The 15,346-nt window shown below is 66.4% G+C and carries 17 protein-coding genes; 6 read left to right on the forward strand and 11 right to left on the reverse strand.

Features of this window, described 5'->3' with window-relative positions; all coding sequences use genetic code 11:
- Nucleotides 1–55 precede the first annotated feature (55 nt).
- The 4 genes from prcA to dop all read right to left on the reverse strand — a co-directional run bounded on the left by prcA (nucleotide 56) and on the right by dop (nucleotide 3,488).
- Nucleotides 56–811 (reverse strand): proteasome subunit alpha, encoded by a 756-nt coding sequence (prcA, locus tag BN973_RS17495; RefSeq protein WP_036469700.1) that lies wholly within the window; start codon nucleotides 809–811, stop codon nucleotides 56–58.
- Nucleotides 808–1,686, reverse strand: a complete 879-nt coding sequence (gene prcB, locus BN973_RS17500) for a proteasome subunit beta (RefSeq protein ID WP_036469703.1) — start codon at nucleotides 1,684–1,686, stop codon at nucleotides 808–810. The genes prcA and prcB overlap by 4 nt, the downstream gene beginning before the upstream one ends.
- Nucleotides 1,683–1,877 carry a ubiquitin-like protein Pup gene (locus BN973_RS17505; protein WP_036469705.1) on the reverse strand — a complete coding sequence of 65 codons (195 nt, stop codon included), beginning with the start codon at nucleotides 1,875–1,877 and terminating at the stop codon, nucleotides 1,683–1,685. Before BN973_RS17505 ends, prcB begins: the two co-directional genes overlap by 4 nt.
- A 102-nt stretch (nucleotides 1,878–1,979) precedes the next feature.
- On the reverse strand, nucleotides 1,980–3,488 hold the full coding sequence (gene dop, locus BN973_RS17510; RefSeq protein WP_036469706.1) for a pup deamidase/depupylase: 1,509 nt from the start codon (nucleotides 3,486–3,488) through the stop codon (nucleotides 1,980–1,982).
- Between the two features lie 150 nt (nucleotides 3,489–3,638).
- Between dop and BN973_RS17515 the strand changes: the two genes are divergently transcribed.
- Both BN973_RS17515 and BN973_RS17520 read left to right on the forward strand, forming a co-directional pair.
- A complete protein-coding gene (locus BN973_RS17515) occupies nucleotides 3,639–4,805 on the forward strand; it encodes a hypothetical protein (protein WP_036469708.1) in 1,167 nt (388 codons plus the stop codon).
- Nucleotides 4,806–4,827: 22 nt separating this feature from the next.
- Nucleotides 4,828–5,415 (forward strand): hypothetical protein, encoded by a 588-nt coding sequence (locus BN973_RS17520; protein ID WP_139830107.1) that lies wholly within the window; start codon nucleotides 4,828–4,830, stop codon nucleotides 5,413–5,415.
- A 99-nt stretch (nucleotides 5,416–5,514) separates the two neighbouring features.
- On the opposite strand, the gene arc is transcribed toward BN973_RS17520, so the two are convergent.
- Complete coding sequence (gene arc / locus BN973_RS17525) at nucleotides 5,515–7,344, reverse strand: proteasome ATPase (RefSeq protein ID WP_036469712.1); 1,830 nt, start codon at nucleotides 7,342–7,344, stop codon at nucleotides 5,515–5,517.
- Nucleotides 7,345–7,656: 312 nt separating this feature from the next.
- Here arc and lppK point away from each other — a divergent pair, with 312 nt between their 5' ends.
- Nucleotides 7,657–8,262, forward strand: a complete 606-nt coding sequence (gene lppK, locus BN973_RS17530) for a lipoprotein LppK (protein ID WP_036469714.1) — start codon at nucleotides 7,657–7,659, stop codon at nucleotides 8,260–8,262.
- Entirely contained in the window at nucleotides 8,262–8,567 is a 306-nt protein-coding gene (locus tag BN973_RS17535; RefSeq protein WP_036469715.1) for a DUF503 domain-containing protein, read from the forward strand. Before lppK ends, BN973_RS17535 begins: the two co-directional genes overlap by 1 nt.
- 6 nt (nucleotides 8,568–8,573) lie before the next feature.
- Here the strand turns inward: BN973_RS17535 and trmI are convergent, their stop codons facing one another.
- Nucleotides 8,574–9,416, reverse strand: a complete 843-nt coding sequence (gene trmI, locus BN973_RS17540; RefSeq protein ID WP_036469718.1) for a tRNA (adenine(58)-N(1))-methyltransferase TrmI — start codon at nucleotides 9,414–9,416, stop codon at nucleotides 8,574–8,576.
- 73 nt (nucleotides 9,417–9,489) lie between these two features.
- On the opposite strand from trmI, the gene BN973_RS17545 reads away from it, so the two are divergent.
- Nucleotides 9,490–10,368, forward strand: a complete 879-nt coding sequence (locus tag BN973_RS17545; RefSeq protein ID WP_036469721.1) for a RecB family exonuclease — start codon at nucleotides 9,490–9,492, stop codon at nucleotides 10,366–10,368.
- A 10-nt stretch (nucleotides 10,369–10,378) separates the two neighbouring features.
- On the opposite strand, the gene BN973_RS17550 is transcribed toward BN973_RS17545, so the two are convergent.
- From BN973_RS17550 to BN973_RS17570, 5 genes are all read right to left on the reverse strand, one after another.
- Complete coding sequence (locus BN973_RS17550) at nucleotides 10,379–11,749, reverse strand: FAD-containing oxidoreductase (RefSeq protein ID WP_036469723.1); 1,371 nt, start codon at nucleotides 11,747–11,749, stop codon at nucleotides 10,379–10,381.
- Nucleotides 11,746–12,258 (reverse strand): membrane protein, encoded by a 513-nt coding sequence (locus BN973_RS17555; RefSeq protein WP_036472625.1) that lies wholly within the window; start codon nucleotides 12,256–12,258, stop codon nucleotides 11,746–11,748. Before BN973_RS17555 ends, BN973_RS17550 begins: the two co-directional genes overlap by 4 nt.
- Nucleotides 12,259–12,364: 106 nt before the next feature.
- Nucleotides 12,365–13,222, reverse strand: a complete 858-nt coding sequence (gene hisG, locus BN973_RS17560) for an ATP phosphoribosyltransferase (RefSeq protein ID WP_036469724.1) — start codon at nucleotides 13,220–13,222, stop codon at nucleotides 12,365–12,367.
- Nucleotides 13,223–13,224: 2 nt separating this feature from the next.
- A complete protein-coding gene (locus BN973_RS17565) occupies nucleotides 13,225–13,506 on the reverse strand; it encodes a phosphoribosyl-ATP diphosphatase (RefSeq protein WP_036469725.1) in 282 nt (93 codons plus the stop codon).
- 95 nt (nucleotides 13,507–13,601) lie between these two features.
- The gene (locus tag BN973_RS17570; RefSeq protein ID WP_036469726.1) at nucleotides 13,602–14,204 is read right to left on the reverse strand and encodes a TetR/AcrR family transcriptional regulator; all 603 of its coding nucleotides are present in this window, start codon (nucleotides 14,202–14,204) and stop codon (nucleotides 13,602–13,604) included.
- A 302-nt stretch (nucleotides 14,205–14,506) separates the two neighbouring features.
- Here BN973_RS17570 and BN973_RS17575 point away from each other — a divergent pair, with 302 nt between their 5' ends.
- A complete protein-coding gene (locus BN973_RS17575) occupies nucleotides 14,507–15,346 on the forward strand; it encodes an MlaE family ABC transporter permease (protein ID WP_036469727.1) in 840 nt (279 codons plus the stop codon).

The raw sequence follows: 15,346 nt of genomic DNA on the forward strand, positions 1-15,346 counted from the left end.
GTACTGGTTGTCTGAGCGCGACGGTCAGCAGCCGCGCCCACCGGCGCGAAACCGGTTAAGACTCGTCGTCAGAATCCGGGGAATCGCCGTTGGATTTCGAGCCCTTCGAATGCTGTAGCAGGTTTTCCACGGTGGGCCCACCGATGCGCCGGAACGCGCGCCGCGGCCGGTTGGCGTCCAGGATGGCGACCTCGAGGTTGGCCATGTCGAGGCTGGGCTCGTCGGCGCCGTTGGCACTGCCGGCCCGCAGCGCATCGACGGCGATGCCCAAAGCGTCGCGCAGATCTGCGTTTTCGGCGTAGGACTCCTTGAGCGCGGTCGTGATCGGCTCGGTGGTACCACCCATCACGACGAAGTGCGGCTCGTCGGCTATGGACCCGTCGTAGGTGATCCGGTACAGCTCAGGCGGTTTGGTCTCGCCGTAGTGCGCCACCTCGGCCACACACAGCTCCACCTCGTACGGTTTGGCCTGCTCGGTGAAGATGGTGCCGAGGGTCTGGGCGTATACGTTGGCCAGCTGCCGGCCGGTGACGTCGCGACGGTCGTAAGCGTAGCCGCGGGTGTCGGCGAACTGGATGCCGCCGCGACGCAGATTGTCGAACTCGTTGAACTTGCCCGCGGCCGCGAAGCCCACGCGGTCGTAGAGTTCGCTGATCTTCTGCAGGGACCGCGACGGGTTCTCGGCGACGAACAACACGCCACCGGCGTAGGCGAGCGCCACCACGCTGCGGCCCCGGGCGATGCCCTTGCGCGCGAGCTCGCTGCGCTCACGCATCGCCTGTTCAGGCGAGATGAAATACGGGAAGCTCACTTCTCACCGCCGTCCGGGCCGAAAGTGTCGGTGCGCGAACGGCTTTCGATCACCTCGCGGGCCAATTCGGCGATGCGGCTCTCGGGGACCTCGGCCGCACCTTCGGCGCCGATGGTGACCGCGGTCGGGAAGATGCCGCGCACCAGATCCGGTCCACCGGTGGCGGAGTCGTCGTCGGCGGCGTCGTACAGCGCCTCCACCGCCACCCGCAGCGCGGAATCGACGTCGGTGACCCCGGCATAGAGCTTTTTGATCGAGGACTTGGCGAAGATCGAACCCGACCCCACCGACTGGTAGCCCTCCTCCTCGATGTTCCAACCGCCCGCGGCGTCGAACGAGACGATGCGCCCGGCGCTTTCCGGGTCGGCCGCGTGGATGTCGTAGCCCGCCAGCAGCGGCAGGGCCACCAGGCCCTGCATCGCGGCGGCGAGGTTGCCGCGCACCATGATCGCGAGCCGGTTCACCTTGCCGGCGAACGTCAGCGGTACGCCTTCCAGCTTCTCGTAGTGCTCGAGTTCCACGGCGTAGAGGCGGGCGAATTCGACGGCGACCGCGGCGGTGCCGGCGATGCCGGTCGCGGTGTAGTCGTCGGTGATGTAGACCTTCTTGACGTCGCGGCCGGCGATCATGTTGCCCTGCGTCGAACGCCGGTCACCGGCGATCAGGACACCGCCGGGGTATTTCAGGGCGACGATCGTGGTGCCGTGCGGCAGCCCGGCGTCACCACCGGATCGCCCACCGCCGCCACCCAGCCCCGCCGGGAGTAATTCCGGCGCCTGACGGCGCAACAGGTCGGCGAAAGAGGACGTATTTACAGCAGAAAGTCCGGGTAGAGCCGAGTTAGTGGACAGGCGATCGGGAAACGGCCAGGTCACTGTCCGCCCTTTTGGACGTACGCACGGACGAAGTCCTCGGCGTTTTCCTCCAGGACGTCGTCAATCTCGTCGAGCAGATCGTCGGTTTCCTCGGTCAGTTTCTCGCGACGCTCTTGGCCCGTGGCCGTGGTGCCAACGACGTCATCTTCGTCGCCACCGCCACCGCCACGTTTGGTCTGCTCCTGCGCCATCGCCGCCTCCTGCTATGTCTGGGCTGGCTTACTGGCCGCTTAAGCCGCCCGCTGGTATCTCTACCCTACCGGTCAAACCCGACGTTCTTTGGCTAACAAGCCTTAGCTGGTGAGTTGTTCCACCAGTTCGACGGCACTGTCCACGGAGTCCAGCAGGGCTCCGACGTGCGCCTTGCTGCCGCGTAGCGGCTCCAGCGTCGGGATGCGCACCAGCGAATCGCCACCGAGATCGAAAATCACCGAGTCCCAACTGGCCGCGGCGATGTCGGCTCCGAACCGGCGCAGGCATTCGCCGCGGAAGTACGCGCGGGTGTCCGTCGGCGGGTTGTCGACAGCCTCCAGTACCTCGTGTTCGCTGACCAGACGCTTCATCGAGCCGCGCGCGACCAGCCGGTTGTACAGGCCCTTGTCCAGCCGGACATCGGAATATTGCAGGTCCACGAGGTGCAGTCGCGGCGCCGACCAGCTCAGGTTCTCCCGCTGCCGGAAACCGTCGAGCAGTCGCAGCTTGGCCGGCCAGTCCAGCAGCTCCGCGCATTCCATCGGGTCGCGCTCCAGCTGGTCCAGCACGTGCGCCCACGTTTCGACAACGTGCGCTGCCCGCGGGTCCGGATCGCGACCGTCGACCAGCTTGGCCACCCGATCGAGGTAGATCCGTTGCAGCGCAAGCGCGGTCAGTTCCCGGCCGTCCGCCATGGCCACCGCCACCCGCAGCGACGGGTCACGGCTGATCGCGTGCACCGCGTGCACCGGCCGGGCCAGCGCCAGATCGCTGAGGTCGATGCCGTGTTGCGGGCCTTCTTCGATCAGATCCAGCACCAGCGCCGTGGTGCCCAGCTTCAGGTAGGTCGACGTCTCGGCGAGGTTGGCGTCGCCGATGATCACGTGCAGCCGGCGGTACCGGTCGGCGTCGGCGTGCGGCTCGTCCCGGGTGTTGATGATGCCGCGCTTCAGCGTGGTCTCCAGCCCGACTTCGACCTCGATGTAGTCCGAGCGCTGGGACAGCTGGAAGCCCGGCTCGTCACCGGAGGGGCCGATGCCGACGCGGCCGGAGCCGGTGACCACCTGCCTAGACACCAGAAACGGCGTCAGGCCGGAGATGATCGACGAAAACGGCGTCTGCCGGCTCATCAGGTAGTTCTCGTGCGATCCGTACGACGCGCCCTTGCCGTCGACGTTGTTCTTGTAGAGCTGCAGCTTGGCGGCTCCGGGCACGCTGGCCACGTGGCGGGCGGCGGCCTCCATCACCCGCTCACCGGCCTTGTCCCAGATCACCGCGTCCATCGGGTCGGTGCACTCGGGCGCGGAGTACTCCGGGTGCGCGTGGTCGACGTAGAGCCGCGCCCCGTTGGTCAGGATCATGTTGGCCGCGCCGACCTCGTCGGCGTCGACCACCGGCGGCGGCCCGGCCGAGCGGCTCAGGTCGAAACCGCGGGCGTCGCGCAGCGGCGACTCCACCTCGTAGTCCCAGCGGGTGCGCTTGGCGCGCTGAATGCCGGCGGCGGCCGCGTAGGCCAGTACCGCCTGAGTCGAAGTGAGGATCGGGTTGGCAGTTGGGTCCGACGGCGACGAAATGCCGTACTCGACCTCCGTCCCGATAATTCGTTGCATCCGTTAAGCGTAGGCCGGGCAACGATGTGCTCCCTGCGCCGGGGCGTTGCGCGGGCCTACCGAGGCGGGCCCCGAGTCGTCGAGCGGGCAGCCGCGACCACCTGATGAACACACCGCGGCGAAGCTGCTACGCCATTAGGGTGTGCCGGTGTGGACCTAACTCTGCGCCGCACGCCGAAAAGCCAGCGGGCAGCGACGGCCGCGGCCGAAAGGTGGTTCCTGGAGCGCGGCCTGCCGTCGGTGCTGACGACGCGGGGCCGATGGCGACGGCTCTGGCCGCGGTGCGCCCCGATGTTGACCGCCTGGGCGGCTGTGGAAGCTTGCCTGCTCGGCGTCTATTTCGTCAGCGACGGCAACGAGGTCTTCATCAACGGAAACCCGACCACCCACCAATGGGTGATCCTGGCGTTGCTCGCCGCCGCGCTCCCACTCGGCGCGCTGGCGGGTTGGCTGGTGTCGCGGATCTCGAGCGGGCGCACCCGCGCGAGCGTCGCGACCGCGGCGCTGGCCTTCGCGGTCTGCTGCGGACTCGTCGAATCCGGCCCCGTCCAACTGACCCGCGACGCCGTCATCCTGGCCGTGCTGCTGCTGTTGACCGGCTCCGGTGTCGGGTCGGTGCTCGCCTGGGCGGTGCGCATGACGCTGGAGCATTTGTCGACGGTCGGCACGCTGGCGGTGCGGGCCCTGCCGATCGTGCTGCTGACCGCGTTGGTGTTCTTCAACACTTACGTCTGGCTGATGGCCGCGAACATCGACGGGGAGCGACTCTCGGTGGCCATCTTCTTTCTGCTCGGCATTGCGGGGACCTTCGTCGTCTCCAAGACGGTGGAACGGGTGCGGCCGCTGCTGAAGTCGACGGCCTCGCTGCCGGAAGGCAGCGACAACCTCGCGGGCACGCCGTTCGCCGCGATGCATGATCCCTCGACCGGCTCACCGTTGAAGCGCGCCGAACGCCTCAACGTGGTGTTCCTGCTGGCGACCTCGCAACTGATCGAGATCCTGGTGGTGGCCGCCGTCGGCGCCACGATGTACTTCATCCTCGGCATGATCATCCTGACACCACCGCTGCTCAAGGAATGGGCGCACAACACCGCCACCACCTCGACGATTTTGGGCTTCACGTTCCCGGCCCCCGACTCGCTGATCCACATGTGCCTGTTCCTGGGCGCGCTGACGTTCATGTACATCAGCGCCCGAGCCGTCGACGACGACGAGTACCGGGGGATGTTCCTCGACCCGCTGATCGACGACCTGCACACCGCCCTGGCCGCACGAAATCGCTATCTCGGCAACGTCGCAACGATAGAAAGCGAGTAGGCAAGTGCCCGACCTGTCCGGAATGCGTTACGGCGAAGTACTTCTCGTCGAGGTCGGCGAAGCCGGCCCGCAAGCCACCGTCTACAACAGCTTTCCGCTCAACGACTGTCCGGCCGAGCTGTGGTCCAAGCTCGACGCCGCGGCCATCGCCGCCGAACACGGCGCGGCGGCGGCCTTGCTCAACGGCCCGCGCTATTGGCTGATGAACGCGATCGAAAAGCAGGCCGACGGTCCGCAGGAGCGGATGACATTCGGCGGGATCGAGATGATCAAGCAGGCCACCGTGGCGCTGTCGTCGATGAACCCGGCGCCGTACACCGTCAACGAAGTCACCCGCAACACCGTCTTCGTCTTCAATGCCGGCGAAGAGATCTACGAGCTGACCGATCCCGACGGCAACCGCTGGGTCATGCAGACCTGGAGCCAGGTCGCCGACCCCGACCTGTCGCGGGCCGACCTGGCCGCCCTCGGCGACCGGCTGAAGCTACCCGAGGGCTGGAGCTATGCGCCGCGGGTGCTCACCGAAACGTTGCGGGTGGACACGACGACGCGTCCCGCCCGCGTGACGCAGGACGACCTGACGAACAGCTACTCGTTCGAATTCGACTGAGCCGCACCGCATCGCGTCGAGACTTAAACCCTTGCGACGCCGCACGGCCCGTCGTGTACATGGTTTATGTGTCGGCGCGGGCGGGGGCCCCTACGGGCATTACAGGTACTGGCCGAGGTTCGACTCGGTGTCGATGGCGCGCGATGCGCTCGACGACTTGCCGGTGACCAGGGTGCGGATGTACACGATCCGCTCGCCCTTCTTGCCCGAGATCCGCGCCCAGTCGTCGGGGTTGGTCGTGTTGGGCAGGTCCTCGTTCTCGGCGAACTCGTCGACGATCGAGTCGAGTAGGTGCTGGATTCGCAGACCGGGTTGACCGGTCTCCAGCACCGATTTGATCGCGTTCTTCTTCGCCCGGTCGACAACGTTCTGGATCATCGCCCCGGAGTTGAAGTCCTTGAAGTACATGACTTCCTTGTCACCGTTGGCGTAGGTGACCTCCAGGAACCGGTTGTCGTCGATCTCGGCGTACATCCGCTCGACGACCTTCTCGATCATCGCGCGAATGCAGGCCGACCGGTCGCCTTCGAACTCGGCGAGATCGTCGGCGTGTACCGGCAGCGTCTCGACCAGATACTTCGAGAAGATGTCTTGTGCCGCTTCGGCATCGGGCCGTTCGATCTTGATCTTCACGTCGAGACGGCCGGGCCGCAGGATGGCGGGGTCGATCATGTCCTCGCGGTTGGAGGCACCGATCACGATGACGTTCTCCAGACCCTCGACACCGTCGATCTCGCTCAGCAGCTGCGGGACCACCGTGGTCTCGACGTCCGACGACACGCCGGTACCGCGGGTGCGGAAGATCGAGTCCATCTCGTCGAAGAACACGATCACCGGCGTTCCCTCTGACGCCTTCTCGCGGGCCCGCTGGAAGATCAGCCGGATGTGACGCTCGGTCTCACCGACGAACTTGTTCAGCAGCTCGGGGCCCTTGATGTTGAGGAAGTACGACTTGGCCTCCCGGGCGTCGTCGCCGCGCACCTCGGCCATCTTCTTGGCCAGCGAGTTGGCGACCGCCTTGGCGATCAAGGTCTTGCCGCAACCGGGCGGACCGTAGAGCAGCACACCCTTGGGCGGACGCAACGCGTACTCCCGGTACAGCTCCTTGTGCAGGAACGGCAGCTCGACGGCGTCGCGGATCTGCTCGATCTGGCGGGTCAGGCCCCCGATGTCCTGATAGCTGACGTCGGGCACCTCTTCGAGCACCAGGTCCTCGACCTCGGCCTTGGGGATGCGCTCGAACGCGTAGCCGGCTTTGGTGTCGACCAGCAAAGAATCGCCAGGCCGCAACTTGCGCGGCCTGGTGTCATCGTTGAGAGCGTCGGGAACTCCGTCCGGCAGGTCCTCTGCCACCAGCGGCTCGGCCAGCCAGACGATCCGTTCCTCGTCGGCGTGCCCCACGACCAGTGCGCGGTGTCCGTCGTTGAGCACCTCGCGCAAAGTCGAGATTTCGCCGACGGATTCGTACGTCCCCGCCTCGACGACGGTCAGGGCTTCGTTGAGCCGGACCGTCTGACCCTTGCGCAGCGCTGACACGTCGATGTTGGGCGAGCATGTCAATCGCATCTTGCGGCCCGAGGTAAACACGTCGACCGTTTCGTCCTCATGCGACGACAGCAAAACGCCGTAGCCGCTGGGCGGTTGGCCGAGCCGGTCGACTTCTTCCCGCAGCGCCAGCAGTTGCTGCCGGGCCTCTTTAAGAGTTTCCATTAATTTGGAATTGCGGGCGGCCAGAGAGTCGATGCGGGCTTCGAGTTGGTGAACGTCGCGCGCCGAGCGCGTGGCGCCCTGCGATCCGGCGGCCTGCTCGAGCTGCTCGCGCAGTGCCGCCGCCTCGCGGCGTAACTGTTCCAGCTCGGCAGCATCGCTGCTGGACATGCCGGTTTCGTGATCGATACCGAATGCTTCAGAACGCTCTGAGTCACCCATGTTGCGCTCCTTTCCCGCCCCGAATAAATGCGGTGGATCCTTACAACGCTACCGGCGATTGGCCGTTCATGCGTGAACTCAAAAGCCATCAAAAGTCGCGTCTTTACTCCCGCTGGTAACCTCGGCGTCGATTTGGGACCACCGAGAGGACACCCCTTGACCGCAAAACCCCTCACCACAGGCCATGCCGTGGTCGCGGTCATCAACGCAATGTTTCCAACTGTGACTTCCATTGCACCAGTTGGCCGCACCGCAGCAACCACCGGGCTCCAAGAATCAGGCGTGGCCGAATAGTTCGGCCGAAATCTCCGGATGCACCGTCACCTGTCCGTAGCACTGAGCACCGCCACCGCCGTGGCGGCCTTCGGGCTTGCGGCATGCTCGCACAGCGAACCCAAGGTGCTGCCGTCGCCTAGTTCGGCGGTGCCGGCGCCGACGTCCAGTCCGTTGATCGTCGCGGCTCCCCCGACCGCGCCGCTGCCCGTGCCCGAGGCGTTGGTCGAGGTGCTGAACCGGCTTGTCGACCCGAATGTGCCGGGCATCAACAAGGTGGCACTCGTCGAAGGCGCGACGCCGGAGAGCGCGGCCACGCTGGACAAGTTCATCAACGCGCTGCGCGACAACGGCTATCTGCCGATCACGTTCGTGGCGAACAACATCGCGTGGTCGGACAAGAATCCGGCCAACGTGGTGAGCACGGTCAGCGTCAACACCGCCAAGGGGCCGGGCGGCTCGTTCACCTTCCCGATGGAGTTCGCGCCGTTCCAGGGCGGCTGGCAGCTTTCCCGGCGAACAGCGGAAACGCTGTTGGCACTGGGCAACTCGCCGGCGCCGCCGCCACCCAGCCCGACGCTTCCGCTGCCCCCGCCACCGGAACCCGTACAACCGCCTCCCGCTCCGCCACCGCCGCCCGGCTGATGTGGATCGCCTGGCTCGAGTTCGACGTGCTGCTCGGCCCGGAGCTTGGGGTGCGATCGCTCAAGGAGAAGCGCTCGGTGATCCGTCCCGTCGTCGCCGAACTGCGCCGCAAGTTCAGCGTGTCGGCCGCCGAGACCGGTTCGCAGGAGCTGTATCGGCGAGCCGGTATCGGGGTGGCCGTGGTGTCCGGTGACCGTGCGCATGCGGTGGAAGTCCTGGACGCGGCCGAACGTCTGGTCGCCGCGCATCCGGAGTTCGAGCTGCTGTCGGTGCGACGCTCGCTGGTGCGCAGCGACGATGACTAGCCGCGCCTAGCCGTCCCTGCCCGCCCGCTTGCGACCCAACGGCATCGGGGCCACCGTGCCCGGCGCGAGCCGTCGCGACGCCACCAGGAACGCCGTGTGCCCGCGCATCGCGTGCTGCGGTCGCACCGCCAGGCCGACGACATGCCAACCGCGCTGCATGGTCTCCCAGGCGCGCGGTTCGGTCCAGCACTCCTGGGCCCGCAGCGCCTCGACCACCTTCGACAGCTGGGTGACCGTGGCCACGTAGATCATCAGCACCCCGCCGGCGACGACGAGCCGCGCCACGGCGTCCAGCACCTCCCACGGCGAGAGCATGTCCAGCACGGCCCGGTCGAAAGACGCGTCGGGCAGCGCGGAATCGGCGACATCGCCGATGATCAGCTCCCAGTTCGCGGGCGCGCCGGAGAAAAACACGTCCACGTTGCGCCGGGCGTGTTCGGCGTGATCCGCGCGCACCTCGTAGGAGACCACCCGCCCGTCGGGCCCCACCGCGCGCAGCAGCGAACAGGTCAGCGCGCCGGAGCCGGCGCCGGCCTCCAGCACGCGGGCACCCGGGAAGATGTCGCCCTCGTGCACGATCTGCGCGGCGTCCTTGGGATAGATGACCTGGGGCCCGCGCGGCATCGACATGATGTAGTCCACCAGCAGCGGGCGCAGCACCAGGTAGGGGTTGCCGTTGCTGGATTTGACGACGCTGCCCTGTTCCAGCCCGATGATCGCGTCGTGGCCGATCGCGCCGCGGTGGGTGTGGAACTCCGCACCTTCGGCGAGTTCCACGGTGTAGTGACGGCCCTTGGCGTCGGTGAGCTGAACGCGCTCGCCGACGACGAATGGACCGGTGTTGGACACGCCGTTCAGCGTGCCAGCCGACTCGCCGCCGGCGATGCGCGGGGTTGTCGGTACCGCGTCCTAGGCTGCGAATATGACCGACCAGCCGCAAGACCAGGCGCGGGCGGCTTCCAGACCGGCGCTGTCACCGTCGCGAGCGGCGGACTTCAAGCAGTGCCCGTTGCTGTACCGGTTCCGGGCGATCGACCGGCTGCCCGAGCCGCCTTCGACGGCGCAGATCCGCGGGTCGGTGGTGCACGCCGCGCTCGAGCAGCTCTACAGCCTGCCCGCGGCATCGCGAAGCCCCGAGACCGCGATCTCGCTGGTGGAGCCCGCGTGGGAGCAGGTGATTGCCGCCGAACCCGACCGATTCGGCGAGCTGGACACCGACCAGCGGGCCCAGGTGCTCGAGGAAGCTCGCGCGCTGCTGTCCGGCTACTACCGGCTGGAAGACCCGACCCGATTCGACCCGCAGTGCTGCGAGCAGCGGGTGGAGGTGGAACTCGCCGACGGCACGCTGCTGCGCGGGTACATCGACCGGATCGACGTCGCCGCCACCGGCGAGCTGCGGGTGGTCGACTATAAGACCGGCATGGCGCCGCCGGCCGCGCGAGCACTGGCCGAATTCAAGGCGATGTTCCAGATGAAGTTCTACGCGGTGGCGCTGCTGCGTACCCGCGGCGTGCCACCCACCCGGCTGCGCCTCATCTACCTCGCCGACGGCCAGGTGCTGGACTACTCGCCCGAGCTCGACGAGCTGCTGCGCTTCGAGAAAACCCTGATGGCGATCTGGCGCGCCATCCAATCCGCCGGGCAGACGGGCGATTTCCGCCCCAGCAAGTCACGGTTGTGCGACTGGTGCCCACACCACGAGTACTGCCCGGTTTTCGGCGGCACCCCGCCGCCCTATCCCGGTTGGCCGGATAATGTTCGGGCGCAAGCTATTTCGCGTTCGGACGAACCGGCGGCATGATCGCCACCGGCTAGTCGAGCGGCGACATCTCCTGCAGGATCGTCGGAATGAGTTCGCTGACGGTGGGATGGATGTGCATCGTGCGCGACAGCGTGGTGTAGGGCGCCTTGGCCGACATGACGTCCAGGATCGCGTGAATCGCCTCGTCGCCGCCGACGCCGAGGATGGTGGCACCGAGGATCTGCTGCGTCTCGGCGTCGACAACGACTTGCATAAAGCCTTGTGTCTCACCCTTTTCCACGGCCCTGCCGACCCTGGTCATCGGCCGCCGGCCGATCAGCGCCTTGCGCCCCGACTTGCGGACCTCGCCGACCGTCATCCCGGCGCGGCCCAGCGGCGGATCGATGTAGAGCGCGTAGGTGGTGATCCGGTCGCTGACCCGGCGCGGGTCGTCGTCGAGCAGGTTGGCGGCCACGATCTCGTAGTCGTTGTAGGAGGTGTGGGTGAAGGCGCCCTTGCCGTTGCAGTCGCCCATCGCCCAGATATGGTCGACACTGGTCTTGAGCGCATCGTCGACGACGATGAAGCCACGAGCGTCGGTCTGCACACCGGCGGCCTCGAGTCCCAGATCGTCGGTGTTGGGTCGCCGTCCCGCCGCCACCAGTAGATGGCTGCCTGCGACGGGGTCGGCACCCGCGCTGGGCGTTAGTTCGAATCCGTTGTCGGTCTTACGGATCCGCACATCGTTAGCATTGAGGATGATTTCGATGCCTTCGGCTTCCAGTATTTCCTTGATGGCGGCCGAGACATCCTCGTCTTCGCGTGAGGCCAACCTGGGGCCCCGCTCCACGACCGTGACTGCCGCCCCGAAGCGGCGGAACATCTGGGCGAACTCCAGCGCGATGTAGCTGCCGCCGATGGTGACGAGATGTGTTGGTAGCGTGTCGAGTTCGAGGATGGACACGTGGGTCAGGTAGTCGACCTCGTCGAGGCCCGGGATGTCGGGCACGATCGCGCGGCCACCGACGTTGAGGAAGATCCGGTCGGCGTGCAGTTCCCGGTCGTCGACGCGCAGGGTGTGCGGATCGATGAAACGGGTATGTCCGCGAATCACGGTGCAGCCGTCCATGCCGTCCAGCCAGTCCTCGACACCCTTGCGTTCGGCGAGCACGATGGCGTCCTTGCGCGCCTTGACTTTCGCCATATCCACGCTGATCCACCCGGTCGCGACACCGTATTCGCCGCTGCGACGGGCCAGCTGGGCAACGTGCGCGCTGGCGACCAGCGTCTTGGTCGGGATGCACCCGGTGTTGACGCAGGTGCCGCCGAGGAGTTTGCGCTCGACGACCGCGACGCGCTGCCCGACGGCGGTCAGCCGTCCCGCAAGCGAGGGTCCGGCCTGGCCGGCGCCGACGATGATCGCGTCGAAATGTTCGCTCACTTAACGGCCGACAGCAGATATTCGGTCAGCACGTGACCCGTCAGTGCCGCAATGGCGAACCCGCCCAAGACCGCGACGGCATCCTCGAGCAGCGCGATCGGCAGGTCCCGCCCGCCGCTGAGCGCCACCAGCCGCTTGCGCGCCTGATAGCCGCCGAGGGTTCCGAGCACCGCGCCGACGATACCGGCGCCGAGCGCCGAAAAGGTCCAGTGCGGCCACGCGCCGAGCACCGCGCCCGCAAGCCCGCCCATGATGAGCCGGGCCGCAAACACCGGAGGCGCCGTGCGCGCCGGCGTCTTGGGCAGCTTGTCGTTGACGAGTTCGCCGACGGCCAGAACGCTGAAGATGACAACGGTGATGATGTTGCCCATCCACGACGCCCACGTGCCGTGCAAGTCGATCCAACCGAGGTATGCGCCCCATGCGACGACGGCGGGAGCCGTCAGGGAGCGCAGCCCCGCGACCACCCCAATCAGCAAAGCCAGCAAGAGAACAAGGACATGCGTCACGGCGGGCCTCCTGGGAATGAACAGCGCGGCAACCATAAAGAGGGGACGGCCTTGCGGGCCCCTCCCCTAGCCGGACGCTAACACAGCCGGGGCCAAGCCGGTGAGTTCAGAATCGGCAGAACCTGATATCGGAAGCCAGAATCGCCTTGGCGCCGATGGCCGCGAGCTCGTCCATGATCTCGTTGACGCCCCGACGCGGCACCAGCGCGCGGATCGCGACCCAGTCCGGGTCGGCCAGCGGGGCGATGGTCGGCGACTCCAGCCCCGGCGTGATCGACGTGGCCTTGTCCAGTACCGCGCGTGGGCAGTCGTAGTCGAGCATCAGATACTGCTGCCCGAACACCACTCCCTGAATTCGGGCAACCAGTTGATCGCGTGCCGCACCCGCGGTGCCCTGGCCGTCCGGGCCGGCGCGCTCGATCAGCACCGCCTCCGAATCACACAGTGGCTCACCGAAGGCCACCAGGTCGTGCAGGCTCAGCGTGCGGCCGGATCCGACCACGTCGGCGATCGCGTCGGCCACCCCGAGTTGCACCGAAATCTCCACGGCGCCGTCGAGTCTGATGACCGTCGCCTCGATTCCTTTGTCCGCCAGATCCTTTCGCACCAGATTCGGGTAGGCGGTGGCGATCCGCTTGCCGACCAGATCGGCCGTCGTCCAGTCCAGCCCGGCCGGCCCCGCATAGCGGAAGCTGGACGACCCGAAACCCAGCGCCAGACATTCGCGTACCGGCGCATCCGAGTCGAGCACCAGGTCTCGGCCGGTGATGCCGAAATCGAGCTGCCCCGAACCGACGTAGATGGCAATGTCTTTGGGCCGCAAGAAGAAGAACTCGACGTTGTTGGCACGATCGATGACGGTGAGATCTTTGGAATCGGTGCGCCGCCGGTAGCCCGCCTCCGAAAGGATCTCGCTGGCCGGCTCGCTCAGCGTGCCCTTGTTGGGAACCGCAACTCGCAACATGCTCACAGCTTCCGATAGACGTCGTCGAGGGACAGTCCGCGCGCGATCATCAGCACCTGCGCCCAGTACAGCAACTGACTGATCTCCTCGGCCAATGCCTCGTCGGATTCGTGCTCGGCGGCCAGCCATACCTCGCCGGCCTCTTCCAGGATCTTCTTGCCCAGCCCATGAATCCCGCCGTCGAGCGCGGCGACCGTGGCGCTGCCGGCCGGTCGGGTGCGGGCACGCTCGCCGAGTTCGGCGAACAGATCCTCGAATGTCTTCACGGCCAGCGATTGTTTCACGACGCAGCGAGCAAAGTCACCTCGGTTTCTGTCGGTGACGACGGCTACCGGCAATCCCCAAGCGCCACAGGCTGTTTCGCAGTGCGCAGCACCCGCTAATCGAACCCGGACAGCGTGGTGCGCAGCGCGTCTTCCAATTGGACACTGAACGGTGGGCTCGCGACGGTGTCGGAGGTCAGCCACCGGTCGAGGACGAATTTGACTGTGGCCAAACTCGTGTGAACCAGCAACGCGGGGCGGACGTCGGCCGTCGCATCGACACCCAGACGGCAAGCGACCTGCTCGAGGAATGTGTCGTGATCGGCCTCGCTGACCAGCGCCGTTTTACTCAACAAATGGGGCGCGGTGGCGATGGCGTGACGCCAGGTATCCAAATTGTCGAGTTCATCGGCGTCGCGGGCACGCGTGACGAATACCCGAATCAATGCCTCAACCGCCGACTCGTCTGGCGGTCGCGCGCCGTACGAACCGACGATTTCGCCGATCGCGTCCCGGACGGGATCGACCAGCAGGCCCTCTTTGGTCGGCGCGTGCCGGAAATAAGTACTGATCGAGATTCCGGCGGCCGCGGCAATGTCCTCGGTCGTGACGGCATCGAATCCTCGTTCGGCGAACAGCTCGAAAGCGGTGTGCTGAATCTGCGTGAGCAACTCGGCACGGCGCCGGTCCCGTAGCGATCCGGTGTTTGCTGAGGACATGCCATTACCTTCGTCGAGCCGACATTCCAACGCGTATGTGCCATCCGGTGACGATCTCAGGTGAGTGACTCTACACTATTGAAAGTCCCTATCAAGAAGGCTAGTGTGACTCAGCACACACCGAGAACCGCAGTTCACAGAGCCTGGTGGCAGTACCTTTATGCAGATGCGTTGTGCGCCACCTTGCTCCCCGCGTTCTGCGCTCGTGCACTTATTGGTCGGGGGAGCGCCAATGGAGGCAGTGACTGGTGCGCGATGATCGCTAGCCTGGGTTTGCTGGATAGACTGCCGGGTGCGCCGAGATGACGACCCGGGAAGACGGCGTCCTCGCCATCCAGAACTGGTCTGCCGGATACGTCAAACGTCATCCGCTTGCGTCGCTGACGACCGTCGGCGAACAGTTCGTCCTTGGTGTGCGCACCATTCAATATTTCTTTTTCGACCTGGTGACCGGCCGATTTCAGTGGCAGGAATTTGTTCGCCAGGGCGCGTTTATGGCCGGCACCGCCGTGTTGCCGACGATCCTGGTTTCGCTGCCCATCAGCGTCACCCTGTCCATTCAGTTCGCCCTGCTGGCCGGGCAGGTGGGCGCCACCTCGCTGGCCGGCGCGGCCAGTGGGCTCGCGGTCATCCGTCAGGGCGCGTCGCTGGTGGCCGCCGTTCTGATGGCCTCGGCCGTCGGGTCGGCGATCACCGCCGATCTGGGTTCGCGAACCATGCGCGAAGAAACCGACGCGATGGAGGTGATGGGCGTCTCGGTGATCCGCCGGCTGGTGGTGCCGCGTTTCGCCGCGGCGATCATGATCGGCGTCGCGCTCACCGGCGTCGTGTGCTTCGTCGGATTTTTCGCCAGCTACATGTTCAACGTGTACTTCCAGAACGGGGCGCCCGGCAGCTTCGTGTCGACCTTCGCCTCGTTCGCGACGACCGACGACATGATCCTGGCGTTGGTGAAGGCGGTCATCTTCGGCGCCATCGTGGCCGTCGTCTCGGCCCAGAAGGGCCTGGCCACCGTCGGCGGCCCGACCGGCGTCGCGAATTCGGTGAACGCGGCCGTCGTCGAAGCGATCCTGCTGCTGATGATCGTCAACGTCGCGATCAGCCAGCTTTACATCATGTTGGTGCCCAGGACGGGGCTGTGA

This window comes from Mycobacterium triplex (assembly GCF_000689255.1).
In the GTDB taxonomy this organism is placed as follows: Bacteria; Actinomycetota; Actinomycetes; order Mycobacteriales; family Mycobacteriaceae; genus Mycobacterium; species Mycobacterium triplex.

Coding starts and splice junctions, on each gene's coding strand:
- BN973_RS17545 (WP_036469721.1), top strand. CDS start 9,490: ATGACCGACCAGCCGCAAGACCAGGCGCGGGCGGCTTCCAGACCGGCG.
- BN973_RS17505 (WP_036469705.1), bottom strand. CDS start 1,877: ATGGCGCAGGAGCAGACCAAACGTGGCGGTGGCGGTGGCGACGAAGAT.
- dop (WP_036469706.1), bottom strand. CDS start 3,488: ATGCAACGAATTATCGGGACGGAGGTCGAGTACGGCATTTCGTCGCCG.
- hisG (WP_036469724.1), bottom strand. CDS start 13,222: ATGTTGCGAGTTGCGGTTCCCAACAAGGGCACGCTGAGCGAGCCGGCC.
- BN973_RS17520 (WP_139830107.1), top strand. CDS start 4,828: ATGCGTTACGGCGAAGTACTTCTCGTCGAGGTCGGCGAAGCCGGCCCG.
- BN973_RS17535 (WP_036469715.1), top strand. CDS start 8,262: ATGTGGATCGCCTGGCTCGAGTTCGACGTGCTGCTCGGCCCGGAGCTT.
- lppK (WP_036469714.1), top strand. CDS start 7,657: ATGCACCGTCACCTGTCCGTAGCACTGAGCACCGCCACCGCCGTGGCG.
- BN973_RS17575 (WP_036469727.1), top strand. CDS start 14,507: ATGACGACCCGGGAAGACGGCGTCCTCGCCATCCAGAACTGGTCTGCC.
- arc (WP_036469712.1), bottom strand. CDS start 7,344: ATGGGTGACTCAGAGCGTTCTGAAGCATTCGGTATCGATCACGAAACC.
- BN973_RS17570 (WP_036469726.1), bottom strand. CDS start 14,204: ATGTCCTCAGCAAACACCGGATCGCTACGGGACCGGCGCCGTGCCGAG.